This window comes from Bradyrhizobium ottawaense (genome assembly GCF_900099825.1).
GTDB lineage: Bacteria > Pseudomonadota > Alphaproteobacteria > Rhizobiales > Xanthobacteraceae > Bradyrhizobium > Bradyrhizobium ottawaense_A.
In genome coordinates this window covers 6,696,592-6,718,207 of the sequence record NZ_LT629693.1, presented here as the reverse complement: position 1 = coordinate 6,718,207, position 21,616 = coordinate 6,696,592, and the positions used below count along the sequence as shown (strand labels likewise).

The 21,616-nt window shown below is 62.0% G+C and carries 31 protein-coding genes; 13 read left to right on the top strand and 18 right to left on the bottom strand.

Annotated features, from left to right (window positions below; translation table 11 throughout):
- Positions 1 to 34 precede the first annotated feature (34 nt).
- Positions 35 to 1,126 carry a recombinase RecA gene (gene recA / locus BLR13_RS31545; protein WP_074815536.1) on the bottom strand — a complete coding sequence of 364 codons (1,092 nt, stop codon included), beginning with the start codon at positions 1,124 to 1,126 and terminating at the stop codon, positions 35 to 37.
- 540 nt (positions 1,127 to 1,666) lie between these two features.
- On the opposite strand from recA, the gene BLR13_RS31540 reads away from it, so the two are divergent.
- Positions 1,667 to 1,933: a hypothetical protein gene (locus BLR13_RS31540; RefSeq protein ID WP_074815539.1), complete on the top strand. Its 267-nt coding sequence runs from the start codon at positions 1,667 to 1,669 to the stop codon at positions 1,931 to 1,933.
- A gap of 2,074 nt (positions 1,934 to 4,007) precedes the next feature.
- Positions 4,008 to 4,187 carry a hypothetical protein gene (locus BLR13_RS31520; protein WP_074815551.1) on the top strand — a complete coding sequence of 60 codons (180 nt, stop codon included), beginning with the start codon at positions 4,008 to 4,010 and terminating at the stop codon, positions 4,185 to 4,187.
- A gap of 16 nt (positions 4,188 to 4,203) precedes the next feature.
- Here the strand turns inward: BLR13_RS31520 and BLR13_RS31515 are convergent, their stop codons facing one another.
- The 3 genes from BLR13_RS31515 to BLR13_RS31505 all read right to left on the bottom strand — a co-directional run bounded on the left by BLR13_RS31515 (position 4,204) and on the right by BLR13_RS31505 (position 6,275).
- Positions 4,204 to 4,506 carry a P63C domain-containing protein gene (locus BLR13_RS31515; RefSeq protein ID WP_197679493.1) on the bottom strand — a complete coding sequence of 101 codons (303 nt, stop codon included), beginning with the start codon at positions 4,504 to 4,506 and terminating at the stop codon, positions 4,204 to 4,206.
- 1,326 nt (positions 4,507 to 5,832) lie between these two features.
- Positions 5,833 to 5,985 carry a hypothetical protein gene (locus BLR13_RS40715; protein WP_154070958.1) on the bottom strand — a complete coding sequence of 51 codons (153 nt, stop codon included), beginning with the start codon at positions 5,983 to 5,985 and terminating at the stop codon, positions 5,833 to 5,835.
- Between the two features lie 101 nt (positions 5,986 to 6,086).
- The gene (locus tag BLR13_RS31505; protein ID WP_074815557.1) at positions 6,087 to 6,275 is read right to left on the bottom strand and encodes a hypothetical protein; all 189 of its coding nucleotides are present in this window, start codon (positions 6,273 to 6,275) and stop codon (positions 6,087 to 6,089) included.
- 64 nt (positions 6,276 to 6,339) lie between these two features.
- Between BLR13_RS31505 and BLR13_RS31500 the strand changes: the two genes are divergently transcribed.
- Together BLR13_RS31500 and BLR13_RS31495 are read left to right on the top strand one after the other, a co-directional pair.
- Entirely contained in the window at positions 6,340 to 6,537 is a 198-nt protein-coding gene (locus tag BLR13_RS31500) for a hypothetical protein (protein WP_074815560.1), read from the top strand.
- Positions 6,538 to 7,056: 519 nt separating this feature from the next.
- The gene (locus BLR13_RS31495; RefSeq protein WP_244524976.1) at positions 7,057 to 7,383 is read left to right on the top strand and encodes a hypothetical protein; all 327 of its coding nucleotides are present in this window, start codon (positions 7,057 to 7,059) and stop codon (positions 7,381 to 7,383) included.
- A gap of 22 nt (positions 7,384 to 7,405) precedes the next feature.
- Here the strand turns inward: BLR13_RS31495 and BLR13_RS31490 are convergent, their stop codons facing one another.
- The 3 genes from BLR13_RS31490 to BLR13_RS31480 form a co-directional block, all read right to left on the bottom strand.
- Positions 7,406 to 7,636: a hypothetical protein gene (locus BLR13_RS31490; RefSeq protein ID WP_091976859.1), complete on the bottom strand. Its 231-nt coding sequence runs from the start codon at positions 7,634 to 7,636 to the stop codon at positions 7,406 to 7,408.
- 77 nt (positions 7,637 to 7,713) lie between these two features.
- Positions 7,714 to 7,998: a hypothetical protein gene (locus BLR13_RS31485; protein ID WP_074830891.1), complete on the bottom strand. Its 285-nt coding sequence runs from the start codon at positions 7,996 to 7,998 to the stop codon at positions 7,714 to 7,716.
- 86 nt (positions 7,999 to 8,084) lie between these two features.
- A complete protein-coding gene (locus BLR13_RS31480) occupies positions 8,085 to 8,216 on the bottom strand; it encodes a peptidylprolyl isomerase (RefSeq protein ID WP_074815566.1) in 132 nt (43 codons plus the stop codon).
- Between the two features lie 130 nt (positions 8,217 to 8,346).
- Between BLR13_RS31480 and BLR13_RS31475 the strand changes: the two genes are divergently transcribed.
- The gene (locus BLR13_RS31475; RefSeq protein WP_074815570.1) at positions 8,347 to 8,808 is read left to right on the top strand and encodes a PaaI family thioesterase; all 462 of its coding nucleotides are present in this window, start codon (positions 8,347 to 8,349) and stop codon (positions 8,806 to 8,808) included.
- 132 nt (positions 8,809 to 8,940) lie between these two features.
- On the opposite strand, the gene BLR13_RS31470 is transcribed toward BLR13_RS31475, so the two are convergent.
- Positions 8,941 to 9,234: an HdeA/HdeB family chaperone gene (locus BLR13_RS31470; RefSeq protein ID WP_074830893.1), complete on the bottom strand. Its 294-nt coding sequence runs from the start codon at positions 9,232 to 9,234 to the stop codon at positions 8,941 to 8,943.
- A gap of 185 nt (positions 9,235 to 9,419) precedes the next feature.
- Here BLR13_RS31470 and BLR13_RS31465 point away from each other — a divergent pair, with 185 nt between their 5' ends.
- Positions 9,420 to 9,662: a PilZ domain-containing protein gene (locus tag BLR13_RS31465; protein WP_074815573.1), complete on the top strand. Its 243-nt coding sequence runs from the start codon at positions 9,420 to 9,422 to the stop codon at positions 9,660 to 9,662.
- Here the strand turns inward: BLR13_RS31465 and BLR13_RS31460 are convergent.
- The 3 genes from BLR13_RS31460 to BLR13_RS31450 form a co-directional block, all read right to left on the bottom strand.
- Positions 9,659 to 11,692 (bottom strand): pyrroloquinoline quinone-dependent dehydrogenase, encoded by a 2,034-nt coding sequence (locus tag BLR13_RS31460; RefSeq protein WP_074815576.1) that lies wholly within the window; start codon positions 11,690 to 11,692, stop codon positions 9,659 to 9,661. The two genes, BLR13_RS31465 and BLR13_RS31460, sit on opposite strands and share 4 nt — an antisense overlap.
- A gap of 54 nt (positions 11,693 to 11,746) precedes the next feature.
- Entirely contained in the window at positions 11,747 to 13,168 is a 1,422-nt protein-coding gene (locus BLR13_RS31455; RefSeq protein WP_074815578.1) for a caspase family protein, read from the bottom strand.
- Between the two features lie 143 nt (positions 13,169 to 13,311).
- Positions 13,312 to 13,536, bottom strand: a complete 225-nt coding sequence (locus BLR13_RS31450) for a hypothetical protein (protein WP_074815584.1) — start codon at positions 13,534 to 13,536, stop codon at positions 13,312 to 13,314.
- Between the two features lie 194 nt (positions 13,537 to 13,730).
- On the opposite strand from BLR13_RS31450, the gene BLR13_RS31445 reads away from it, so the two are divergent.
- From BLR13_RS31445 to BLR13_RS31435, 3 genes are all read left to right on the top strand, one after another.
- On the top strand, positions 13,731 to 14,072 hold the full coding sequence (locus BLR13_RS31445) for a hypothetical protein (RefSeq protein WP_244524975.1): 342 nt from the start codon (positions 13,731 to 13,733) through the stop codon (positions 14,070 to 14,072).
- Positions 14,073 to 14,274: 202 nt separating this feature from the next.
- A complete protein-coding gene (locus BLR13_RS31440; protein ID WP_074815590.1) occupies positions 14,275 to 15,483 on the top strand; it encodes a GNAT family N-acetyltransferase in 1,209 nt (402 codons plus the stop codon).
- On the top strand, positions 15,480 to 16,424 hold the full coding sequence (locus tag BLR13_RS31435) for a lysine-specific demethylase (RefSeq protein ID WP_074815592.1): 945 nt from the start codon (positions 15,480 to 15,482) through the stop codon (positions 16,422 to 16,424). The genes BLR13_RS31440 and BLR13_RS31435 overlap by 4 nt, the downstream gene beginning before the upstream one ends.
- A 13-nt stretch (positions 16,425 to 16,437) precedes the next feature.
- Here BLR13_RS31435 and BLR13_RS31430 read toward each other — a convergent pair whose 3' ends face one another.
- The 5 genes from BLR13_RS31430 to BLR13_RS31410 all read right to left on the bottom strand — a co-directional run bounded on the left by BLR13_RS31430 (position 16,438) and on the right by BLR13_RS31410 (position 19,253).
- A complete protein-coding gene (locus BLR13_RS31430; RefSeq protein WP_074815594.1) occupies positions 16,438 to 17,076 on the bottom strand; it encodes an NIPSNAP family protein in 639 nt (212 codons plus the stop codon).
- A 211-nt stretch (positions 17,077 to 17,287) separates the two neighbouring features.
- A complete protein-coding gene (locus BLR13_RS42760) occupies positions 17,288 to 17,434 on the bottom strand; it encodes a type II toxin-antitoxin system HicA family toxin (protein WP_197679491.1) in 147 nt (48 codons plus the stop codon).
- The gene (locus BLR13_RS31420) at positions 17,431 to 17,634 is read right to left on the bottom strand and encodes a type II toxin-antitoxin system HicB family antitoxin (protein WP_065750393.1); all 204 of its coding nucleotides are present in this window, start codon (positions 17,632 to 17,634) and stop codon (positions 17,431 to 17,433) included. Before BLR13_RS31420 ends, BLR13_RS42760 begins: the two co-directional genes overlap by 4 nt.
- Positions 17,635 to 17,703: 69 nt before the next feature.
- Positions 17,704 to 18,369 (bottom strand): DsbA family oxidoreductase, encoded by a 666-nt coding sequence (locus BLR13_RS31415; protein WP_074830894.1) that lies wholly within the window; start codon positions 18,367 to 18,369, stop codon positions 17,704 to 17,706.
- 62 nt (positions 18,370 to 18,431) lie between these two features.
- The gene (locus tag BLR13_RS31410; protein WP_074815598.1) at positions 18,432 to 19,253 is read right to left on the bottom strand and encodes a helix-turn-helix domain-containing protein; all 822 of its coding nucleotides are present in this window, start codon (positions 19,251 to 19,253) and stop codon (positions 18,432 to 18,434) included.
- A gap of 100 nt (positions 19,254 to 19,353) precedes the next feature.
- On the opposite strand from BLR13_RS31410, the gene BLR13_RS31405 reads away from it, so the two are divergent.
- Positions 19,354 to 19,575, top strand: coding sequence for a hypothetical protein (locus BLR13_RS31405; RefSeq protein WP_349532605.1), 222 nt, complete (start codon positions 19,354 to 19,356; stop codon positions 19,573 to 19,575).
- Between the two features lie 59 nt (positions 19,576 to 19,634).
- Positions 19,635 to 20,033 carry a hypothetical protein gene (locus BLR13_RS31400; protein ID WP_074815603.1) on the top strand — a complete coding sequence of 133 codons (399 nt, stop codon included), beginning with the start codon at positions 19,635 to 19,637 and terminating at the stop codon, positions 20,031 to 20,033.
- 128 nt (positions 20,034 to 20,161) lie between these two features.
- Here the strand turns inward: BLR13_RS31400 and BLR13_RS42330 are convergent, their stop codons facing one another.
- Together BLR13_RS42330 and BLR13_RS31395 are read right to left on the bottom strand one after the other, a co-directional pair.
- Positions 20,162 to 20,296, bottom strand: a complete 135-nt coding sequence (locus BLR13_RS42330; protein ID WP_283808259.1) for a hypothetical protein — start codon at positions 20,294 to 20,296, stop codon at positions 20,162 to 20,164.
- Positions 20,293 to 20,760, bottom strand: a complete 468-nt coding sequence (locus tag BLR13_RS31395) for a group III truncated hemoglobin (RefSeq protein ID WP_074815607.1) — start codon at positions 20,758 to 20,760, stop codon at positions 20,293 to 20,295. The genes BLR13_RS42330 and BLR13_RS31395 overlap by 4 nt, the downstream gene beginning before the upstream one ends.
- Before the next feature lie 88 nt (positions 20,761 to 20,848).
- On the opposite strand from BLR13_RS31395, the gene BLR13_RS31390 reads away from it, so the two are divergent.
- Together BLR13_RS31390 and BLR13_RS31385 are read left to right on the top strand one after the other, a co-directional pair.
- Positions 20,849 to 21,280, top strand: a complete 432-nt coding sequence (locus BLR13_RS31390) for an RrF2 family transcriptional regulator (protein WP_074815610.1) — start codon at positions 20,849 to 20,851, stop codon at positions 21,278 to 21,280.
- A gap of 32 nt (positions 21,281 to 21,312) precedes the next feature.
- Positions 21,313 to 21,603 carry a DUF6522 family protein gene (locus BLR13_RS31385; protein WP_074815613.1) on the top strand — a complete coding sequence of 97 codons (291 nt, stop codon included), beginning with the start codon at positions 21,313 to 21,315 and terminating at the stop codon, positions 21,601 to 21,603.
- Positions 21,604 to 21,616 lie beyond the last annotated feature (13 nt).

The following is a 21,616-nucleotide window of genomic DNA, read 5'->3' as shown; positions in this document are numbered from 1 at the left end:
AACTCCGGTTACGCGAACCAGGTTTCGGAAAACCTCACTCTTCGGTCTCGGGATCCTCACCGTCGGCGTCACGCTCGGGCGAGCCGGCCAGGATCTGCTCGGCGATCAGGCCGGAGTTCTGGCGGATCGCCATCTCGATCTTGGCGGTCATGTCGGGATTGGCCTTGAGGAAGGCTTTTGAGTTTTCGCGGCCCTGCCCCAGCCGCTGGCTGTCATAAGAGAACCAGGCGCCGGATTTCTCGACGATGCCGGCCTTGACGCCGAGGTCGAGGATTTCGCCCATCTTGGAGACGCCCTCGCCATACATGATGTCGAACTCGACCTGCTTGAACGGCGGCGCCAGCTTGTTCTTCACCACCTTGACGCGGGTCTGGTTGCCGACCACTTCGTCGCGTTCCTTGATGGCGCCGATGCGGCGGATGTCGAGGCGGACGGAGGCGTAAAACTTCAGCGCGTTGCCGCCGGTGGTGGTTTCCGGCGAGCCGTACATCACGCCGATCTTCATGCGGATCTGGTTGATGAAGATCACCATGGTGTGGGACTTGTTGATCGAGGCGGTGAGCTTGCGCAGCGCCTGGCTCATCAGCCGCGCCTGCAGGCCGGGCAGCGCATCGCCCATCTCGCCTTCGAGTTCGGCCTTCGGCACCAGCGCAGCGACCGAGTCGATCACCAGCACGTCGACCGCGCCGGAACGCACCAGCGTGTCGCAGATTTCCAGCGCCTGTTCGCCGGTGTCGGGCTGCGAGATCAGGAGTTCGTCGATGTTGACGCCGAGCTTGCGCGCATAGACCGGGTCGAGCGCGTGTTCGGCGTCGATGAAGGCGCAGATACCGCCCTTCTTCTGGGCTTCCGCCACCGTGTGCAGCGCCAGCGTGGTCTTGCCCGAGGATTCCGGCCCGTAGATTTCGACCACGCGTCCCTTCGGCAGCCCGCCGACGCCGAGCGCGATGTCCAGTCCGAGTGATCCCGACGAAATCGTCTCGATGTCCATCGAGCGGTCGTTCTTGCCCAGCTTCATCACCGAGCCCTTGCCGAACTGGCGCTCGATCTGGGAAAGCGCGGCAGACAGCGCCTTGGTCTTATCCATGGACGATCCTTCGACGATACGCAGGGCAGTGGCGGACATAGGTCGTGCTCCTTATGGCGGGGATTCGCTAGCGGGACAAACGGGCGACGAAATCTCGGGAAATCGGCGGCTGATGGGAACCTTGTACCACGTTTGTTCTATGTTCGCAATATGTTCTTTTTGGTGGCGGGGTGCTGGCCCCTTTCCATCCCGTCGTTTACGGGGTGGTCCCTTTTGAATTTTGGAGTGGTCCCTTTCGGTAAAGCGCAATCAAACTGTCACATGCGGTTGCTAGCTGGATAACGTCGCGGCGCTTTGGAAACTCGTCGCGGCGACTTCATCAACCCCGCTCGCGGTCCGAGCGGGGCTTTTTTGTAAGGCCGCCTCAGTTGGCGGCCTCTTTCATTTAATAACCAGCGGATTTTCCGACGGCCCGGTTTTCGCAGACTGCTCAGGTAGAAGCACCTTCATTGCTGTTAGGCGCTCAATCACCTTCTGCACGCCAGCCTGATCGTAAAGCAGCGCGGCTAGTTCGAGACGATCATCTTTGATGGCTATCGAAGAACCGATAAGACCAACAAGCAGAGAAGCGGGGCTTTCATGCTCCGATATGCAAAGGGGAAAGCCCTCAATCCTAACATCGGCGGATACCAATCCGCCGCAGCGTTCGGGCTCTTGAAGGATTATCTTGCTGAGGAAGGGGCTGAAGCTGACAAAAGCATCTGTGTGACCTTGGATGCATTCAGCGGCACACTTTACCCCGCTCCCGGCAGCGCCATTACAATGTTCGCCAATATGAAGGCAGCTTGCCAGACGATCGCAGAGCGCTGGCCCAATGTCCCGCCGCCCAAGGGGGCAATTCTGTAGCGGTCCCTTTTGAAATTGGTGGCCTAATTTGAATTTTGCAGTGGCCTAGTTTGACCCCGGTGCAATACGGACGGTGGCAGTCATATTCATTGGAACCCAATCAAATAAGATGGTTCCGCGAATCAACCACAGCTTGGGGGCTGACAATATGCGACGCGACCGAACTCCGGTTCTAAACGATGCTCCGCCCATCGCCTTTAGCCTTAGCGATGACGAGTGTGTTCAGAAACTAGCGCTACTCATTGAGCACCGAGACAACAGAAACCTTGATGAAATCGTCGCTCTGATCGCCCGCTTAGCGGTTCCGATAGAGGGCTAAAAATTCCAATTTCCGGGAGGCCGCCTAATTTGAGTTGTGTTCACTTTGGAACTGTTCCCCGGGCGGCGGCATATTAGGATCGGCAGTTCCTCAAACCAACGGTCTAGGAAGCCGTAAGAAAACGAGGTGTGTCATGCAGCGTCGCCGATCCGCTCCCCACACATTTGAAGAGAACATCGCAGCCGAGAAAGCCCGTTGCGAGGAGCAACTAGCAAGAGCTCCCCACGGCCCCGAACGGGACGCCCTGGTAAAGAAGATCAGGCAGCTAGAGACCGCCAGCCATATGAGCGATTGGCTGAAGTCGCCGGAGCTTAGGCCGCCGGAATAGTAGTTATCTCAGGGCACGCAACTAAATCGTCCTATCTTCGTAATATCCCGCACAGGTGGCCCGGTTGGCTTCCGCCTGAGGGCGGGGAACGGGTATGTGCGAGAAGTGCGACGAGATAGACAAGACGATTGAGCGGTATCGCAGGATCAAGGAGAGAATCCTTGATCAAGCGTTTGTTGACCGCGCCAAGGAATTGATTGCCGAGCTAGAGGCGGACAAAGCCGCCCTGCACCCAAAGCCCGAGTAAGGCCGCCAACTGAGGCGGCCTCTTTCATTCGTCGTGGGTACTGGCCTGTTTCGACCCCTAGTGGCTTAGTTTGATTTTTGCAGTGGTCTGTTTTGAAACTCGCAATAGTTGATACGGAACCATACTCACAACCATTGAGTTAATCCCCCAAGGCAACACACCTTGCCGGAGGACCAATGTAATGGATTCCGTGAAAAAGCGTCCATCGTGCCGCGATCAATTTGAACAGACGCCTCAACCCCGGCCCGAACCAGACGAGTGGACAGACAGGTTCATTGCTCGGCTGCGCGCGCTATTAGGTCGCATGACAGGCAAGAAGTAAGGCCGCCTCAGTTAGCGGCCTTTTTCTCTAGTTCAATCTTCATTTCCCGTCATAGATTGCAAAACGTTCATAGCGAACGTTCGAAACCAACGCACTCGCTGTGACGCAGGCCAGCCCTTTGCTGCTTCCGCGATCTTCTTTAGAAGCGCGACCAAAAGCGGATCAAGGTTTAAATCGTCAGGGCTGCCCCCATCCCCACTGCGCTTTTCGCGCGGCGGTTTTTCTTCCCGCGCGGTATCCGCCTGAGCAGCGCCGGGCTTAACAAAGCGCCCAGTTGATGCATCGATGAAGCCTGCATATTGGATATTGGGCGGATTTCATAAACGTCTGACGCGCGCGCGCTCCTTTTGCTTCGGGGAGACGCCCAATTCCGTCACTTGCCTTTCAATGGCCGCCCCGAGCGTGGGGACCGCGCCGAGCACTAGGCTTGACGGCCCGTTCTATCGAAATGCGCGCCAATGAATAGCAGCACCAAGCCGTAGTTCTCGGCTTGATCCTCGCTTGGAGAGCATAGGTGCGCAGCCACGCGCTCCACGGTGCAGGACCGTCCTGCCTTACCGGGCAGCAGCATCCCCCCAATCAGCAATGTAACGAAGCCAGCGAGCTTCATCGCGAGCCCTGCAACAACTTTCGGCGGGGATTCCACTGTCATCTCCGTCAAATCCAGATCGCACAATGACGGATGGAACTTACAAAACCGTATCCAGCACTGGCCTATTTTGAATCTGCGAGTGGCCTATTTCGGCCGGTACCGGGGTGGCGGGTGCTGTCCGTATTTGACCCCGCGTGTCCTAAGTTGATTTTGGGAGTGATCTAATTTCATGGACTTCCCGGCCTCGAAGGCGCGTAGTCCCAGGAATGGAAGACCTACGGGCGAAGCTGGAAAAGCTACTCATTGAGGCGGAGGATTGCGACCTGATTGGCAGGCTCGCGACCGATCCCAGGAAGCGTGAGCTGTTCAAGAAGCTGGCCGCTGATCTGCGCGCCATAGCGCACGATATTCAGACCGTGATTGCCGGGCGGACCCGCGTAATCTAAGAACGGTTCCACATCGCTACAGCGCCTGAGCTAAGGTAGCCTGACCTCGGCCTTTTGCATCTTTCGGGATTACGCGCTTCAGTTCGGTCAGCACACCCGGCGCGATCCGCTTCCAAACGATGTCATTAGTAAGCGTGCCGAAATACTGCGGGGCGCTTAACGGATTCCGCGCTGTAAGGAAGGCCGCGCAAGCGCGGGTGTCAAAGAAACGACCCCAGCGCGCGCTGGGGCTGTCTGGGAGGAGACGATGCAGGAGCGGCGGCGCTCCAACATCATCCATCGGCAAATCCAGCATGTTGCTCTGATTAGTGATGTTCAAAATTGGACATCGACAGAAATAAATACGCGTCTTCCCTGCTGTCCTAATTTCAAATCACGGGTTTCCTAATTGGGACAGCACCGGAGTGGCGGGTGCTGGTCCGTATTTGACCCCGAGCGCCACGGTCGTGGCGGCTCGGATGTTCCGATATGAAACCCGCAGCGCTAAGCCCTACTATCATCGCAACCGGTTCACCGGCGTGATCTGCGCCTCAACTCAGGAATGCTGGTTCACGACGCACAGGGTGTGGAATTAGGCCGCCTCAGCAGCGCACCTCAATCAAAAGGGGCCGCTCACGTCAGCGACCCCCTGCCGGAAGAATTGAAAAATTTATTCGAAATGAAACCAGCCCCGGCAAGAGCAAGATAGAATTTTCCACGGATTTTGTGGAGTCCGTAAAAGTTCGGTGTTCCATTACCGGAACCACGAGTGTCCTAATCTGCCTTCCCGGGTGTCCTAATCAGGACAGCACCGAAGTGGCGGTGCAGCAGCGACACCAATTCAAACTATCTCAACCTCTGGAACAGCGCCTTGCAGATGAGGCGCACCGACTGCGTGAGCAAGCTAAACTGCTTCCACCTGGGGCGGTTCGAGAGGCCGCAATCCGCAAGGCGCGACAGACCGAAACCGGATTGCACCTGAGCGAATGGCTGCGATCACCCGGCCTGCCCCGCTGAAAAATGCTTACGTTAGTGACGATATTGGCCGGACCTATCGTGGTGACGACAATCGTGACGATTGTCGTCTTCGAGATTAAGGACGCATGGGACCGTACCCGCCAGATGAAGTAAGGCGGCCTCAGTTGGAGGCCTCTTTCTTTAGTGGAGTGGCTTGAAGGGATCGCTTGGCGACGGAAGTGCCGAAGCTGATCGCGGCCAACAAGCCGGAAAAGCTGAACTGAGAAACGGAGCCCGCCCTAACCGGCGGGCTTTTTGTTTGCAGGTTCCTGGAAGAAAAACGGCCCCAGCTTCGGGAAGGAAGCCGGGGCCATCTCATTTGCCCAACCCGGCGGCCTTGGGGGCTGAACGCCGGATCAGTGCAGGTCAAATGGCGTGGGAGCCCAATCGTTCCAGGGGCCTGCCTTGAATCTGCAAGCGGCCGACTGGAGCAGGTAAATCGTCCCCCGTTTGGGGGACGACTTCCAAAACACCGTATGGCTCATCCAGTCTGGCCGAGGGGATTTCAGAAATCTCGGTAACTAACCGCGCCGCCCAAGCGATCATATTCCGCTTGAGCGGCGCGCGCTTTTCAGCGGCCTGGTTTGATTCAGCGAGTGGCCTATTTCGGCCAGTACCGGAGGTGCGGACCCGCTTCGATCTTGATTCCTCAGGGCGCCACGAAATGAAGGATAACGGCACCAGCGATGCAGGTGCCAATGGCAATCACCCCGCCCGATCGCCGGTCGGGAAAAACGCCGAAGGTGAGTATCGCCAGAACAGCCAACAGCGCGATTTTGAAAAAGATCGAAATCATCGTCACCGCCCTTAATCCTGCGCGGACCATAGCACGGAACCGGCACGCCCAGGCCGGCCTCCGCAAAAAGTGAGCCGCCCTGTCATTCGCGCCGCACGTAGCCCGGCTCATCCAGCCGACATCAGCGCCACCGCGATAACTGCGAGCCAGCCGACAATCACCAGCGCCGCGACGGCGCCTACGGTAATCCGGGCCTTCTCCTTGAGCGTATAGTCGCGGATCGCAATGCTCCGCGACCGTCTTAATAGCAGAACCATGGCCGATGGATCCGGCATGGTGAACAGCTCGTTGATCATTTGAAGTATTGTCGCGGTTCGACCTGAACCCTCCGTCAACGGGGCGGCGCTATATCTTGCCGTCATGGAGCCAGAATTCACCGATGCCACCGAGGCGACCGTGCTGCAGACGCTGCGGCGGCGTTACGCCTATCTGGCCGCCTGGCTGCTGCGGCTCAATCGGGCGCCGGAGCCGGCACGGCTGCCCGAACCGGTGCGGCCCCTGGCGCCGCCCAGAACGCTGGTGCCGCCGCGCCAACCCCACCCGCCGCGCCCGGAATAAGGCCGGTGCCTGCAGACCGGCGTTCACGTCGGGCCCTATAGCGGCAGGCAGTTCGCCGGCATGGCGAGGATGTAGCGATCCAAAGGGCCGCCGCAGGCAGGCGACCCGGCCCGAACGACCCCGCCGCACGGGGACACGCGACGAGGTCGCCGATGGCGGGGAACAATCTGGAGGACCACCCCGCCTCCGAACAGCTACGCAAGCCGCCCGTCCCCGTTTCAGCGACCGGGTCGGAAGCCTGCCAAATTCCCCGAGAGCGGCGTTGAACCTTTTTGGTTTCGCCCAGACATATTCCTGCCTGGGACATTGCATCACTCGGGGAATAGGCCTGCGCCGCCAAGCGACCATACTCCGCTTGAGCGGCGCAACGCTTTTCGAAGCGCGCGATGGAAGCCTTAGCGCGCGCCCCCCGCGCATTCCCAATTCGCAACCACGCCCTGCAATCCCGCGACTGTTCACGCAAGCCGTGTTGCTGTACAAGTTCGCAGCTTCTTCCAGAATTCGGAAAGGAGCTTTTTCGTGAACGAACTGCATTCTGAGCCATACGCCGAACTGCATTGCTGGCTTTCAGGCCAGCATCCGGGTCTTCGGACCTTCAAAATCCTCCAGCACAAGCTTGCCCTGCTCGCCGTGGATCATCCCGAACAGCGGGCGATGTGCCGGCTGCTTAACGGCATCGTCAACAGCTATGTCGAGGAGTTCGACGAGGCGCCGCTGCCGACGGCGACAGCCGATCGCGCTTACCAGCGGCTGCTTCGGTCGCTTGCGGAAATCGACTGTGCGGCGGAACCGGCACGGCAGCTGGGAAATCTGAACCGGCTGGCGGGGTTGGTCCTTTCGCAATAGCAGCGCAGTTCCCGGCCGGGAACTAGTCGGCGCTGGCGAGCCGGCGCATCGTAAATTCGATGTCGCCGCCGGGGAGTTCGCGCCAGCTTTCGACCGAACTCATATAGGCCGCCTTGGGATAGCGGTTCAGAAAGTCGCGCGCCCGCGTCCGCGCCTTGTCGCGCGGCAATGTGAAGGTCTCGCGCAAGTAGCCGTCGTCCGGCTTGCGCCGGCCAGCCATCCGACTCGCTAGATCGCGCGGACGAAAGCCCAAATCTCAGCTCCAGAAGTCGTAACTTCAGACCAAAGGATGACAGCCTGAAGGTGAATGAATCCTGCCGGCTGCCGCGGCTACTGGCTGCGCTGCGCGCTGCTTCCGGTCTTGGTTTTCGGCTTGGCCGGCGCCGCAGCCTTCGGCGCATCGGTGCTCCGCACCGCGCCCCACGGATCGGAAGAAGTCTTGGCTTCGGGGATCTTCCTCAGGGAGTCCTTGTAGGCCTTGTCCCTAGCCGCTTCCGCGTCCTTCTCTTCCGGGCTCTTGGACTGCAACTCGGGGATCAGGTTGATATTGGGTGTTTGCGCGTAAGCGGGTGCCACCAACAGCACCAACATCGCAGCCGCGCTCAGCATTCTCATCACGCTCTCCTTTGGGACGTTCGGCCTCGCCTTTTCGATGGAATATACCACCGCCCGAACCGCGCCGCCAAGCACGGGGCCTGCACCTAAAGGCGGTCGGACTTGCAGGATTTCGGCGATTGCGTCCAGTCGTCCCAGATCGGACCGCATTTGGTGCAGCCTGAAAGCGCAAAGCCCGCGGCGAGTACGCTGACGAGCAAGATCAGGCGGCGCAACATAACGGCCTACTCCCCAAGGGCCAGATCATGGGCCGCAAGTCCGGCGTTTTCAAGCCTGACCGGGTGTTCCTTTCGGCCGAATGGCCCCTACAATGCGCCAACGATCCTATCGGGCGGGGAACACCGGTTCATGCAACAGCAAGCCACGGAATTCGGCATCGGCGAAGCAAGGCGCGTGCTCGGCGAGGTCTTTGCGCCGTGGGTGCTCGATCTCAACCTGTCGATCGAGGGTTTCGACTTTACCCCGCCGCCCGGCGCGGCAACCGACTGGCAACCGGGCGCGATCCTGCGCATGCCGTTCTCGGAACGGCTGTGCCGCAACGGCGGCGTGGTCTGCGGCCAGGCGCTGATGGCGTTCGCCGACACCTCGATGGTGATTGCCAACCTCGCCGCCAACCGCGGCTATCGTCCGATGACGACGGTCGACCAGACCACGCATTTCATGCGCGCGGTCACCGGTGACGTGCTGGCCGACGCGCGCGTGGTTCGCCTCGGGCGTACCATGAGCTTCGGCCGTGTCACGCTGTTGAGCGCCACCGACAACAAGCCGGTGGCGATGGTCTCGAGCGCGTTCGCGATGTTGAACGCCTGAATAGCGTTTTCAAGCGAAGTGGATACCGGTTCGCACAGCAATCAAGTTTACGCAGTTTGCGTAGACTTATCTGCGGTAGAAAACGCGTCAAATAAACGCGTCAATCCTGGAAGATCGTACTGCCTGGAGATCTTACTTGCCGAGAATTTCTTCCGCCGCATTGACGATGCTGATGGTCGGATTTTTCGCGCAGTAGGTGCCGAACTTCTTGGCGTTGTCGACGAACACATCGGTATCGATGATCGCTTGGTCGGAATCGCCCTTGTACCAGCCGTCCATCCAGGTCAGCACCAGCTTGATGGTGTCCTCGCCGCCTTCGATAAATTGCTTGCAGGTCATGGTCGAGAGGTCGAGCTTGACGGCATTCGCCGGCGCGGACGAGAGCATGAGCGCTGCGGCGAACAGGATCGAAACGGTCGTCTTCATGATGATCTCCATTGGCGCATGACACTCGCAAGGCAGGCGTGCCGGAAACCCGCGCCAGCAAGTTCCCCCAGCCATTGTCGTAAACGAAATCTGAATGTCTGCGCAAGTACGGCGAGGTTTGAATTTAATTGTCGGTAATTTCGCCGCGCTATGAACAGCCATCCACATTGTTTCGGATTTGCGACATGATCGAGCGACGCACAGCCCAACGGCACCGGGTTCTCAAACAAGGCATGCTGGCGTTCAACGGCGGCGGCGGCACCGATTGCACGGTTCGCAACATCTCCGAAAGCGGTGCACGGATCGAGATCGCGAGCCCGGTCGGCCTGCCGGATGCCTTCACGCTGGTGATCGCAGCCGATCACTTCCTGCGGCATTGCCATGCGGTCTGGAGCGCCGACCGGCGGATCGGCGTCGCGTTCGACTAGGCGAATCTTTTGGCGCGCCGCCGCCAGCGCCACGCTGCGATCGCCAACAGCACCACCACGAAGGCAAACGCAATCGCCTTGGCCATAAACCGCCCGCCGGGCCGGTCGACGGTGCGCGACCACAGCGACGGCGCCTCGCCCGGCCGCGCCAGACGAAAGGCCACCACGCTGTCGCCGATCGTCGTGCCCGACTCGGAATGCCCGCCGGCCCCGATCGCGACATACTGCTCGCCTTGCCACAGATAGGTCATGGGGTTGGCGACGCCTGGCACCGGCAACCGGCCCTGCCAGAGCTCCTCGCCCGACCTGGCGTCGAAAGCGCGCAGGTACGCATCCATCGCGCCGGTAAAGGCAAGACCGCCCGCGGTGATCGCGACGCCGTTGACCAGCGGTGTGCCCCAGCCGAAGGCGATGCCGAGCGGCGCACGGTCCTCGGTGGTGCCGACCCGCGACCGCCACAGAACTTTCCCGGCCTTCAGATCGACGGCGACCATCTCGCCCCATGGCGGCTTGTTGCACAACAGGCCGAGCGGCGACATCGCGACCGCGCGCGTCATCGCGAACGGCGCGCCGATTTGTTGTCCGAAATCATGGCCGGGCGGCGGATTAAACCCTTGCGCTGTGGCGCGCGGAATCAATTTCACGATGTGCACGGCGCGGCTGGTATTGGCATAGAGGATCTGGTTGACCGGATCGAACGCGGCACCGCCCCAGTTCACGCCACCGCCGGTCATCGGATACACCACCGTCCCCTGCGTCGAGGGTGGCGTGTAGAGCCCATCATTGCGCGCCGCCGCGATCTGCTCGCGGCACAACGAACGGTCGCGGAAGGGAATGAGGCCGAACACATCGTCGGCCGAAATCCGCTGCGGTACCAGCGCAGGCACATGGGTCGGAAACGGCTGCGTCGGCGACAGCTGTTCGCCCTCCGCCCCGCTTTGCGGAACGCTGCGCTCCTCCACCGGCCATACCGGCTTGCCGGTGTCGCGGTCGAGCACGAACACAAAACCCTGCTTGGTCGGCTGGATCACGACGTCGCGCATGCCCTCACCGGTATCGATGCGCGCCAGCGTCGGCTGCGCCGGCAGATCGTAGTCCCAGACATCGTGATGCACGGTCTGAAACGACCAGACCAGTTCGCCGGTCTCGGCGCGAAGGGCGACGACCGAATTGGCGTGATCGTTGTTGCCCGGCCGCTTGCCGCCCCAGAAGTCCGGGCTCGGCGAGGACGTCGGCAGAAATACCAGGCCGCGATCCTCGTCCATCGACATCGGCGCCCAGACATTGGCGTGGCCGGCGATGACGCCGCTGTGCACCAGCGGATCGAAATTCCAGCGCGCGACCCCGGTGCGCGCATCGAAGGCCCGCACCGTACCGGCCGGCGCCTCGACGCGGCGGTTGTCCGCGATCGAAGACCCGACAATGGCGACGCCGCGGATAATCACGGGCGCCGAGGTGATCTGGAATTCGCCGGGCCACTCCAGCGGCGGCGTCGCCAGTCTGACTTCGCCATGGCTGCCGAAGTCTTCGCAGGGAATGCCGGTCCTGGCATCGAGCGCGATCACGCGGACGTCGTTGGTACCCATGAAGATCCGCGCGCGGCAGGCGGCATTTGCGCCCGCTCTATCGTCGACCCAATAGGCGACGCCGCGGCAATTGTAGCGATTGGCCGGGCGCTGACTGGTTGAGATCTTCGGATCGTATCGCCACTTCTGCGCACCGCTGCCGGGATCGAGCGCGATGACTTCGTTGAACGGCGAGCAGAAGATCAGGCTGTCTTCGACAAGCAGCGGGGTGGCCTGAAACTTGGTCCGCTTCATCACCTCGGGCGCCCGGCTGTCGAGGTCGCCGGTACGAAATTCCCAGGCGCGGACGAGATTGCCGACATTGCCCGGTGTGATCTGGGTGAGCGGAGAGAACCGCGATCCGCCGCGGTCGCCGCCCCAATGCTCCCAGGCAAGTGCGAGCGACGAAAGGCAGAGACAGCAAAGCCCGACAAAAGCAGCGAGCAGCCGAACCGGTTTTCGCATGGTGTCTCCGCCAGCCAAGCAAGCGCCTGCGAAACCGATTACGCGATTACCGCCTCAGTATCCACCCCTGCCGCGGCCGCCACCACCATAATTGCCTCCGCCGTAGTGACCACCACCGATGCCGATGCCGATACCGATGCCGACCGGCGGTCCGGGCTCATACACCGGCGGCGGACGGCGATAGACCACGACCTCGTCATCCGGCTCCTGCAGCCGCCGCGGCGGCTTGCGAGCGACCCGCTTGGGCGGGGCAGGATCGGCGTTTTTGGGCGTCTCGACTTTCTTCAACTGCGGCTGCGGGGCCGGCTGAATGTTGCAGGGACAGGTCAGCGCAACGCTTTGCGGTGCCGCGCTTGCACCGGCAACGACGGCCGCGATGTCGGGGCGGTTGCGCAGCCGCTCTTCCAGCTTGCGCGCCGTCGCGGTGAGATCGCTGTCGGGGAATTTGGCGAGGAAGCCACGATAGCCGGCCGCCGTGTTGATGATGACGGCGTTGTTCCAGGCCACCATGCGTACGTGACGATTGAGCCAGTCGCGCGCCAGCACGCCGAGCGGCGTCTGCGCGTACAGGCCGGCGAAGGCCTCATAGGCCTCGTCGGTACCATCGGCCACGATCAACTCGTTGGCGGCCTCAACCGGCTTGCCCTTGAGGTCGCGCGTCCACTCCGCAACGGTCTTCTTGGTTGCGGCCAGCTTCGGACCGGCAACCGCCGGGCCCAAGAACCGGAAATCCTCGGTCAGCGAAGAACTGTCCCAGGGGGTCTGCCGGCCATCGGTGGCCTTGTTCACCGCCAACCGCACCCGCTTGAATGTTTCCTCGATCGGAATCCCGGACTCCTTGCCGGCGCTGAGCAGCGCGCTGGTATACGGGCTATTGGCGCCGCTGCCGTCCTCGGCGACGGCGCCCGGCGATGTCGAGAACGACAGGAACGTTCCGGGCGCGCCGATCTTGGCGTCGACGATGGCCAGGCCGCCGCCCGAGGTCTTGCTGAGGTCGGGGAACGGATTGTTGCGGCACGCATCGAGCATCAGAATGCGCATCTTGCTCGGCACCGACGTCAGCGTATTCAGGATGTCGTTGAGGCGCACCGCCTGGAGCGGAATGTCGGCTTCCCGCTTCGGATCGACATCGACCGGAACCAGATAATTCTCGCCATCGATCTGCAGGCCATGGCCGGCATAAAATACCAGCGCGACGGTGTCGGCCCCCTTGGCCACGACCTTTTCGGCAAACGCGCTGACCTGTTGCCGCATCTCGTTCTGCGAAAGATCGGCAGCCGTCGAAACCTCAAAGCCGGAATCGGTCAGCATTTGCGTGACCGCCTTGGCGTCGTTGGCGGGATTTGGCAGCGCCGGAACCGAGCGGTAGGCGGACTGGCCGATCACCAGCGCGAGGCGGTTTTCGGCAAATGCCGAACCCGCTGCCAGAACCATCGACGCCGATATCATCAGCTTGAAAAACGTGTGACGGAACATGAGACCACTCCCGGCCATGCAGGCTTGAGATAGGTCAAGCGCTGAAAGCGAAAGGTTCAAGCAAGCCGCGCCATGTGAGGCGGCAGTCGCCCTCAATTCGACGGCTATATTGCGCAGCGGCAAGGTGCTGCAATTTCGGGACGTTATTTCGGCTTCTTGGCGGGTTCAGCCGGGCGCGCGACGCCCCAGGGATCGTATTTCTCCTTGGGCTCGGGAATTCTTTCCAGCGCGGCCTTGTAGGCCTTCTCGTCTACCTGCGGCTTTTGCTCCGTCTTCTTCTTGTCATCGCCTGCCGGCCGCCTCGTCTGGGCGTGTACAGCCGTCGTCAGCATCGCCAGCATGACAGCCGCAATGGTGAAGGTCCTCATGGCGCTACTCTCCGGCATCCCGCTCGCTCGACCATCTACCCTGCCGCGGGATCATGGCAATCCCGGGAGGACTTTGTGATCCAACATAGCCTGTTCCATCACCCCCTGTCCGGGGTAAAAAGCCCCGGATGCGGCGGGATATCGTTCACATAGCGCTGATGGCGGGTGGGGCATTGTGGCTTGCGGGGTGCGGCATGGCCGATATTCGCTCGCCAGTGCCGGAATTCATGCGCGCCAAGGCCCCCGAACCTGCCCCGCTTGAGGCGCCACCCGACGTCAGGCGGATGCTGAGTGAAAAGCTGGACTCGGTTTTTACGTCGGCGTCGCATCCGGAGCATGTTCGCGTCTCCGAGCCGCGACACAATCTGCGCGGCCCGGGCTGGACGGCATGCGTCAGAGCGGAGCTGACATCGGTGATCGGCAAGCCGCTGGGGACGCAGACCTACCGGATCACGATCGCTGACGGTGTGGTTTCAGATCGCCGGCAGATCGAGGCCGATGACACCTGCGTGACGGAGAGTTACGAGCCGATCTAGCATCGCGCGATCGGGCAATGCCCGTTCGGACCGCAGGCCACGGCCGGATACTGAATGATCCGTTAACACTACCGCTCAAATCCGAGCATCGTCTCAACGGCATTTTCCATTTCTCACGGCTAATGTTGCCCGTGAACGCGATGCAAGCAAGCGGCACTCCCGGTGCGGCCTGCGCGACAATCGCGAACGGGGATTTGGGGAAGTGACCGAGATTGCGGAATCAGCCGGGGTTCGCCGCGCATCGATCGGGGATGGCGACCGCATATTTGGGCCGGCCGCAACCGCCGCCGGCGCGCTGACGCCGCTTGTGGATGTTGCCGCGCCCGCATGGCGGGCGCTTTCCGAACGCGCCGTCGAACCGAACGGTTATTACTTGCCCGAATGGGAATTGGCGGTGAATGCCTCCGCGCGCGGTCGCGGCAGCGCCGCGGCGCTCAGCGCATGGGGCGATACGTCGCAACTGATCGGGCTGATGCCGGTGGTCTCACTGTGGCGCGCCTGCAAGATTCCCCTGCCCGCGCTGGTCAGCGCCGATCCCTATGGCTCGCTGTCAACGCCACTACTTGATCGCGACCTCGGGGCAGAGGCGGCCGCCGGCCTGCTGCAACAGGCGCGGCGATCCGGCGCCCATGCGCTGATCCTGCGCGACATGTCGCTCGATGGCGCCGCCATGAAGGTCTTCGCAGACATCCTGCGGCGCGACGGCCTGCAGCCGCTTGTGCTGCAGTCGCATGTCCGCGCCTGCCTCGACGCCACCCGCGATGCCGATGAACTGCTTCAGGAAGCGCTCGGCAGCAAGAAATTGAAGGAGTTGCGTCGCCAGCGCAACCGCCTCGCCGAGCACGGCGCCATCAGGTTCGACGTCGCCCGCGAGTGCAAGGACGTCGCGGCGGCGCTCGAGACCTTCCTGAAACTGGAAGCCAGCGGCTGGAAGGGCCAGCGCGGCACCGCGCTCGGGCAGCACGCGGGCGATGCGGCCTTTATCCGTCGCGCCACCGAAGGCCTGGCAGAAACGGGCCAGTGCCAGATCGTGACGCTGCGTGCCGGTGACACGCCGGTGGCATCCGCGATCGTGCTGCGCCATCAAGATCGCGCTTTCTACTTCAAACTCGGCGTCGACGAGCGTTTCGCGAAGCTTTCGCCGGGTGTGCAACTGACGCTGGATCTGACCCGGCAGCTCTGCGCCGACCCATCCATTGGTCTGGTCGATTCCACCGCAAACCCCGACCATCCCATGATCAACCCGATCTGGCGCGGGCGCCTGGCGATCGGTGACGTGCTGATCCCATTGCGGCGGCGCGATCCGGTCGTCGCACTGATTCATGCCGCACTCGGCTTGCGCAAGGCGCTCCGCGAGCTGGCCCGCCACCTCGTCCAGCTCATCCGGAAACATCGGGAGAAATCCTCATGAACACCGTTAGCTCAGTCGCGCCCGTGATTTCGGCCGATCGTGACGCGCTCCGGCGCGACTTTCCGCACCAGCCGTTCGCGATCCGTCACAAACTGGCCGGGCATCCGCTATTGATGCTGCCGCGCATCGCGCAGCTCGCCGCCGAACTGCCGCGTGACCTGATCGAATACAATTCCGGCAAGGTCGCGATCAGCCAGGACCCGGATTCCATTCCCTCCGTCGATCTCGATCCCGTCGAGATCGTGAGAAGGATCGAGACCGCCGGCGCCTGGATGGTGCTCAAGCGCGTGGAGACCTCGCCGCAATACCGCGCCCTGCTGGAAGACACGCTGTTGTCCGTCGCCCGCGCACGCGGCTTCAACAGCATGGCTGACGCCGGTTTCGAGCAGCTGGAAGGTTTCCTGTTCGTGTCGTCGCCGAATTCAACCACGCCGTTCCATCTCGACAGCGAGGACAATTTCTTCGTCCATGTCCACGGCGAAAAGTTCTTCACGATTTTCGACAATACCGACCGCTCCATCGTCTCCAACGACGAGATCGAACGCTCGATGACCAAGCACCGTAATCTGACATACGACGAGAGCTTTGCGTCGAAGGGCAAAGAATTCCATCTGTTCGCGGGCGACGGCTGCTACGTACCGTATCAGTGGCCGCATTGGGTTCGCACCGCCGACAGTTTCTCAATTTCGATGGCGATCACCTGGAAGACGCGCGAAGTGCGCCGTCTCAACGACCTGCATTTCTTCAATTCGATGCTGCGCGGCATCGGCCTGCCGCAGCAGCCGCCCGGCCTGCAGCCGGTGCGCGACGCGCTCAAGCTCGCCTTCTATCGCGCGGTGACCGCGGCGATCCGCCCCTTGCGCGCCTCCATGGCGATGCGCCGCGTGTTGCGGCGGATCGCGCTGGGGAAACGGGCGAACTACTATCTGAAGGAGACCTGAGCTCCCGACAGCCTCACTTCAACGGCGAGTGCGGCGCCGGCAGCATGATCGTCGAGTGCATCTCCTCGAGGAATCCCGGGCCCTTGGTAAGGAAGTCCTGCCAGGCCGGATCCTTCATCGCGTCACCGCGGGCCTTGGCGCGGGCGTTCAAGTCGGGATAGGCCCAGATGTGGGAGACCTCGTTCGGCTGCCCCGCTTCGGTCTGCCAGAGCCCGACGATCTTGGAATACTTTTCGCGTTCCGGCAGCACCGCGGTGAATGCCTCCAGCCATTGCCTGACGGGACCGACGGCCCTGGCGCGATAGTTGCGCAGTTCGTAGATGTTGCCTGAGGTCGCAGGCGCCACCGGTGGCCTGATCGCGTTGAGCAGGCGGATATCCTGGCGCACCACGATGGGGCGGATCAGCGGAATATACTCGTTATTCCAGCGCGGGTTCTTGGCCAGCTCGCCGCGCAGCCGGGTACGCTCGTCATAGCTTGCGTAACTCCACATATGCATGACCTGATTGAGCGGCCCGATTTCGGTGAACCAGTAGCCTTCAAGCTTGCCGTAATTGTCGCCGCGAACATGGCGCGACACGGTGCTGGCCGCCTTGACGATGTCGCCAAGCGTGCCGGGCTTTACGGTGTAGGTTCGCAGTTCATAGAGCATGACGCCTCCCTGCATTTCTTGTTGTTGGTTTCGTAGCCCTAGCAGGCGCCGCCAACGCTGGGAAGGCAGGGTGATGCGCGGGCGGGTATGAGCGTCGGCTACGCGATGCACCGGACCGCGCTCGGAACGGGTGAGGGATTATTTGGAGAGCGTTAGAGATCGCTGTCCGAAATATCCGCGAGCTTCGCCAAATGTCGCAACAACCCGGTCTTCAAAGGCTTGCTGCCAGAATCGGAATTGAAAGCCTGACAACGCTACCGCTTTTGCCGTAAATATGGTGACTGCCACTGACGCGCAGCAATGTCCAACCGCGTCGCTCAATGATCCGAGCGAACTCGCGGCCAGATACAGATTTCATGCAGGCAATTCCAGCATCCGTTCAGTACCGCCCGGCTCGGGCGGAGCGACTTCGATGGAAAGACACCCTTCAATCGCCTCGTGCAGATTTTGCATCAGCTCTTCCATGCTGTCGCCTTGCGTAGCACAGCCGGGGATAGCGGGGACTTCGGCCCAAAAGCCTCCCTCTTCAGCCTCATGCACAACGATTTTGATCTTCATCACCGATCTCCGATCACCGAACTTCGCGCGGACAGACGTAAAATTCAAGTCCCGGCCAGGCAATCCGCCCTATTCCGCCGCCTGCGCGTTGATTTCGCCGGACACCTGACGGATGGCGCGGGCGAGCTGGTCGGCCGGTTGCGCGCCGGACACCGCGTATTTCTGCGCGAACACGAATGTCGGCACGCCGGAGATGCCCTTGTCGGCGGCTTCCTGCGCCTGTCCGGAGATCAGCGCGACGTCCTCGTCGGTCGCCAGACGCTTGCGCACCTCGTCGGCATCGAGCCCGACATCGGCCGCGGCCTGCACCAGCACGTTGACGTCGGTCAGATCGCCGCCATCGCGGAAGTACAGCTCCATCAGGCGCTGCTTCATCTCGGCGGATGTGCCCTGCGCTTCCGCCCAATGGATCAGGCGATGGCAATCGATGGTGTTGGGTTGGCGCTTCACCAGTTCGGGACGATAGGTCAGCCCCTCCTCGCCCGCGGCTGTCACGACGCGGCCGGCAATGCCCTTGTAGGCCTCGACCGAACCGAACTTGGCGGTGAGATATTCATCGCGGCTGATGCCCTCGCGCGGCACCCAGTTATTGAGGAAAAACGGCCGCCAGCGCACTTCAACGGGCACGTCAGGCACCAGCGCCAGCGCGTTCTCGATCCGGCGCTTGCCGATGTAGCACCATGGGCAGACCACGTCGGAGACGATGTCGATCTTCAGCGGCTTCAGGGTGCTCATCGGCGTTTCCTCGGGCAAAATGATGCCCGCAAAATAAGCCGAAACCACCGCCAGACAAGGCGCTATTTGAGACTGTCTGCCATCTCGCGCATCCGCCGGGCGGTCAGATCGTCGGCGGGAAAGAAAGTCTCCAAGGCCAGTTCCGACAGCGTGATATCGACCGGCGTCCCGAAAATCATGGTGGTGGAGATGAAGCTGAGCACATCGCCGCCGCGCCGCAGCTTGAACGGGATCGCGACATTGTCGGATGAAAGCGGCCCGGAGCGCGCCGGGATCGGATAGGCCTTCAGTTCCTGATAGAGCTTGAGCAGTTCCGGATCGGCGGTGGCCTCGCACTGGCGGTGCAGCCGCTCCAGGAGATGGCTGGACCATTCGGCGAGATTGACGGTACGCGGCGCCAGCGCCTCCGGATGAAAGGCGAGCCTGAGAATATTCAGGGGTTGTCCGAGCAGATGCGGCGCAACGCCGTCGAGCAACGGCGCCACCATCCGGTTGGCGGTGACGAGATTCCAGTGCCGGTCATAGGCCAGCGCCGGATTGGGCTCATGCGCCTTCAGCACCAGGTCGATCGCGGCCCGCGCCGATTTGAGCGCGGGATCGTCGAGCGAGCGCTGCGGAAACGCCGGCGCAAAACCCGCAGCCACCAGCAGGACGTTGCGTTCGCGCAAGGGAACCTCCAGCCGTTCGGCCAGCTTCAGCACCATTTCGCGTGACGGCGCGGCGCGGCCGGTTTCCACAAAGCTCAGGTGACGCGCGGATATCTCGGCATCGCCGGCCAGGTCGAGCTGGCTCAGATGACGGCGCTGCCGCCAATCGCGCAGGTGATCGCCGATATGGACGGGTTGGGTTCGTTCGGCTCGGGCCGTGGAAGCATGTGCGTTCATGGTGGAAAACCTACCACGCGAATTTCGTGGCTTCCATTACGTCGGAGGTAATCGAATTGGGTCGCCGGCCGGGTCATCCTGGGCATCACAGGAGATGACCATGTTGATGCTTTCCCTTATCCGCTCCGTCGCCGCCGTGATCCCGTGGGCGCTCAAGCTCGGCACCTGGGCGCTGGCGCGATCTCTCAGCATGCCCGAACCCGTGGTCCACGACACCGGCCTGTTCGTATTCGCGCAGGTGCAGACCTTCGAGAACAAGGTCGGCCAATCGCTCTGCCCGCTCGGGCTGCTGCGCCGGCTCCGCGCGCGGCTCCGTTCCTGACGCAACCACTGGCGCAACTTCCTGTCCAACCACCCAAGCAACCAAAGGAGACAACCGTCATGATCTACCCCTCCACGTTCCTCAGCCGTGCCTTGCTGGCCGATGCCGTCTTCAGCGGGATATCGGCCGCAGGCCTCACGCTGGGCGCCGGCCTGCTCGCGCCGTTCCTCAATTTGCCGGAAGCCTTGCTGCGCGAGACCGGCCTGTTCCTGATTGCCTATACCGCCCTGGTCGGCTGGCTCGGCACCCGATCATCGGTGCCGAAGGTGCTGGTGTTGATCGTGGTCGCGGGCAACGCGGCGTGGACGCTCGCCAGCATCGCGCTGCTGTTCTCAGGCGCGGTATCGCCGAATCTACTCGGTGAAATCGTCGTCGTGGCGCAGGCGATTGCTACCGGCGTGTTCGCCGAGCTGCAATATATCGGGCTGCGCAGGAGCGGCGGCGCGGTGGCCGCGTAGCCGTCATTGCGAGGAGCCAACGGGTCGCGCGAATGCGCGCCCGATGACAGGCTCCGCGACGAAGCACTCTTCCTTTACGAGGTCAGATGGATTGCTTCGCTTCGCTCGCAATGACGAGCGAAAGCGTCTCAGCTCAATACCAGGGCAGCGATCATTCCCGCGAGGGTCAGCACCAGCCCGATAATCAGCATCGGCACCAGGCTGCTGCCGGAATAGGGATTGGCCGCCTTCCTGGCGGTCACGAGATGTGCCCGAAAGCTCATTGGCCGGCTCCTGCTTGGTTGCGCCGAAATCGTTCTCCGATACCGAGCAGGACGCCCTGCCCGTTGGCGATGCCGAGTTCGAGGCTTGCCGCAATCCGCCGCGCCCGCTCGACGAAATGTGCTGCCGCCTCGGGCGGGCAGATTTCGCGCGCGGTCGCCTCGAACAGATCGAGCCAGCGGTCGAAATGCGCGGCATCGACCGGCAGCGGCAGGTGCTTGACCATCGGCGTACCGTGATAGCGGCCGGTCATCAGCGCGACCGACGACCAGAACGCGCACATCTGGGCGAGATGCGGTTCCCAGTCCGCAATACGGGTGTCGAAGACCGGAGCCAGCACCGCGTCCGAGCGCACCTTATCGTAGAACGCGTGCACCAGACGCTCGATCATGGCCTCGGTAATCCCTGTCCGTTCGCTGATCTCGGCCGTGATCTGTTCGCGCCGCTCGGCTCCCGTCACGATCATTTGCTCATGTCTCGCTTAAATAGGTATTTCAAATACCTATTTAGACCGCTATAGAGGATTTGCAAGCAAAAACTTGCGAGGGAATCCCATGCGCCTGACATCGTTCACGGATTTTGCGTTGCGCGCCCTGATGCGGCTGGCGGGCGAGCCGACGCGCTCGTTTGCGACCAACGAAATCGCGGCCGAGTTCGGCATTTCGCGCAATCATCTGGCCAAGGTGGTGCGCGACCTCGCCGACGGCGGCTTCATCGCCACCCAGCGCGGCGCCGGCGGCGGGTTCTCGCTCGCTCGCCCCGCCCAGTCGATCACGCTTGGCGAGGTGGTGCGGGCGCTGGAAGGGCCGCACGCGCTGGTCGAATGTTTTCGCGACGATGGCGGCTCGTGCGTGCTGACGCCGCGCTGTCGCCTGAAAGCCAGGCTCGCCGCCGCGCGCGAGGCTTTTATGCGCGAGCTCGATGCGACAACGCTCGAGGAATGCGCCTATCCTGCAAAGCCCAGACGAAGCCCGGTGCCCGCTTGAGCGCCACAAATGGCCAACTTCAGGTGCTCACCATGAAACCGATCGAATTCGAAAATGGGGAGGTCCAGATCGATGCAGCCATCGTCGCCGACGGGCTCGGCGTGACGCTGCCCCTGCTCCAGGAAGGAATGCGCGCGGGCAGTATCACGAGCCTTGCCGAGCGCGGGATCGATGCGGATCTCGGCCGCCACCGCTTGACCTTCTTCTCGGAGCATCGGCGGTTTCGTGTCGTGGTCGACGCGTCAGGCGCCATCATTCAGCGTTCGGCGCTCGACTTTGGCGATGCATCGCTGCCGAAATCGGCGCGCAAGCCCGGCGGATGAAACCGCGACGCGC